General features: G+C 55.0%; 1 rRNA gene. It reads right to left on the reverse strand.

The features are described from left to right. Nucleotides 1-121: 121 nt before the first annotated feature. Nucleotides 122-3,245: ribosomal RNA gene (locus tag AC1DH3_RS16655) — 23S ribosomal RNA — on the reverse strand. Nucleotides 3,246-3,432 lie beyond the last annotated feature (187 nt).

Below are 3,432 nucleotides of genomic sequence, written 5' to 3' on the forward strand. Positions count from 1 at the left end.
AGCAACGTGCCCGTGGCGGGTTTGTTGTTTGGGAACCACATAGTGGACGCAAGCAGTCTTGTTTCTTTGTACTCCTCTGCTGGTGTGAACGTCTTTTGAATCCGTTCACGCAAAGGAGTGTGTGGTGTAAGTTATCGGCCTATTAGTACCGGTCAGCTTCACGAGTCGTTAGTCCTCGCTTCCACATCCGGCCTATCAACCCAGTGGTCTGGCTGGGGGCCTCTCACACACAAGGTGTATGGAAATCTCATCTCGAAGCGAGCTTCCCGCTTAGATGCTTTCAGCGGTTATCCCATCCGAACGTAGCTAATCAGCGGTGCACTTGGCAGTACAACTGACACACCAGAGGTTCGTCCGTCCCGGTCCTCTCGTACTAAGGACAGCCCTTCTCAAATTTCCTGCGCGCGCAGCGGATAGGGACCGAACTGTCTCACGACGTTCTAAACCCAGCTCGCGTACCGCTTTAATGGGCGAACAGCCCAACCCTTGGGACCTACTCCAGCCCCAGGATGCGACGAGCCGACATCGAGGTGCCAAACCATGCCGTCGATATGGACTCTTGGGCAAGATCAGCCTGTTATCCCCGAGGTACCTTTTATCCGTTGAGCGACGGCCATTCCACAATGTACCGCCGGATCACTAGTCCCGACTTTCGTCCCTGCTCGAGATGTCTCTCTCACAGTCAAGCTCCCTTGTGCACTTACACTCGACACCTGATTGCCAACCAGGCTGAGGGAACCTTTGGGCGCCTCCGTTACTTTTTAGGAGGCAACCGCCCCAGTTAAACTACCCATCAGGCACTGTCCCTGACCCGGATTACGGGCCGAAGTTAGATGTCCAAAGTGACCAGAGTGGTATTTCAACGATGACTCCACCCGAACTGGCGTCCGGGCTTCAACGTCTCCCACCTATCCTACACAAGCCACTCCGAACACCAATACCAAACTATAGTAAAGGTCTCGGGGTCTTTCCGTCCTGCTGCGCGTAACGAGCATCTTTACTCGTACTGCAATTTCGCCGAGTTTATGGTTGAGACAGCGGGGAAGTCGTTACTCCATTCGTGCAGGTCGGAACTTACCCGACAAGGAATTTCGCTACCTTAGGATGGTTATAGTTACCACCGCCGTTTACTGGGGCTTAAATTCTCAGCTTCGCCTTGCGGCTAACCGGTCCTCTTAACCTTCCAGCACCGGGCAGGAGTCAGTCCGTATACATCGTCTTGCGACTTCGCACGGACCTGTGTTTTTAGTAAACAGTCGCTTCCCCCTGGTCTCTGCGGCCCCTGCACGCTCCGGACAGCWTGTGTCCATCACGATGGGGGCCCCCCTTCTCCCGAAGTTACGGGGGCATTTTGCCGAGTTCCTTAACCATAATTCTCTCGATCGCCTTAGTATTCTCTACCTGATCACCTGTGTCGGTTTGGGGTACGGGCGGCTAAAACCTCGCGTCGATGCTTTTCTAGGCAGCATAGGATCACCGAATCCCCCCATACGGGGGTCCCGTCGGGTCTCAGGCATCATGAACGGCGGATTTGCCTACCGTTCGCCCTACATCCTTAGACCGGGACAACCATCGCCCGGCTCGGCTACCTTCCTGCGTCACACCTGTTAATACGCTTGCCTCCCAGGATCAGGTCCCGCGCTCCACCAAAACCCTCACACCACAAGGGTGRYCGGGCAGGTCTCGGGCGGTTAGTATCCCCTGTTCAGCATGGGCGGTTTTTCGCCGGTACGGGAATATCAACCCGTTGTCCATCGACTACGCCTGTCGGCCTCGCCTTAGGTCCCGACTTACCCAGGGCAGATTAGCTTGACCCTGGAACCCTTGATCATTCGGCGGACGGGTTTCTCACCCGTCTTTCGCTACTCATGCCTGCATTCTCACTCGTGTAGGCTCCACCGCTGGTTTACACCGCGACTTCACTGCCMACACGACGCTCCCCTACCMMTCCAGACGCCTGAACCACAAGGGCTTAGCTAATATCTGAAWKCCACAACTTCGGCGGTGTACTTGAGCCCCGCTACATTGTCGGCGCGGAATCACTTGACCAGTGAGCTATTACGCACTCTTTTAAGGATGGCTGCTTCTAAGCCAACCTCCTGGTTGTCTTCGCAACTCCACATCCTTTCCCACTTAGCACACGCTTAGGGGCCTTAGTTGGTGGTCTGGGCTGTTTCCCTCTCGACTATGAAGCTTATCCCCCACAGTCTCACTGCTGCGCTCTCACTTACCGGCATTCGGAGTTTGGCTGACGTCAGTAACCTTGTAGGGCCCATTAGCCATCCAGTAGCTCTACCTCCGGTAAGAAACACGCAACGCTGCACCTAAATGCATTTCGGGGAGAACCAGCTATCACGAAGTTTGATTGGCCTTTCACCCCTACCCACAGCTCATCCCCTCCATTTTCAACTGAAGTGGGTTCGGTCCTCCACGACGTCTTACCGTCGCTTCAACCTGGCCATGGGTAGATCACTTCGCTTCGGGTCTAGATCACGCCACTGCAACGCCCTGTTCAGACTCGCTTTCGCTACGGCTTCCCCACACGGGTTAACCTCGCGACGTAACACTAACTCGCAGGCTCATTCTTCAAAAGGCACGCCGTCACAACTACAAGGTTGCTCCGACGGATTGTAAGCACACGGTTTCAGGTACTGTTTCACTCCCCTCCCGGGGTACTTTTCACCTTTCCCTCACGGTACTGGTCCGCTATCGGTCATTAGGGAGTATTTAGGCTTATCAGGTGGTCCTGACAGATTCGCACGGGATTTCTCGGGCCCCGTGCTACTTGGGATACTTCCCAGGCGGCACACTACATTTCGGTTACGGGGCTCACACCCTCTCTGGCCGGCCTTTCAAGACCGTTCACCTATGCACATGCTCTCACCCCACTGTCCCGGCAGAGACAGAACGGAAAGTCCCACAACCCCGACCATGCAACGCCCGCCGGCTATCACACATGGAACGGTTTAGCCTGATCCGCGTTCGCTCGCCACTACTGACGGAATCACTATTGTTTTCTCTTCCTGCGGGTACTGAGATGTTTCACTTCCCCGCGTTCCCTCCACGCACCCTATGTGTTCAGATGCGGGTCACCAGATCACTCGCGCGTCTGGCGGGGTTTCCCCATTCGGACACCCTGGGATCACAGTCCGGTTATCGACTCCCCCAGGCTTATCGCAGATTCCTACGTCCTTCTTCGGCTCCTAATGCCAAGGCATCCACCGTGTGCTCTTAAAAACTTGACCACAAAAGATCAAGGAGTAATTTTCGAGAGAACCATGAAACCGTCCCCACACCCGAAGGCATGGAACCAGATCCAGGTTCATATTCTTGGAAATTGCTTCTTATAAAAGATGCTCGCGTCCACTATGTAGTTCTCAAACAACAACCCCGTACCACACACCCCACACACCCGGACCCCCRAAAGGACCC

It is taken from the genome of Arthrobacter sp. 05L428, from assembly GCF_056397665.1.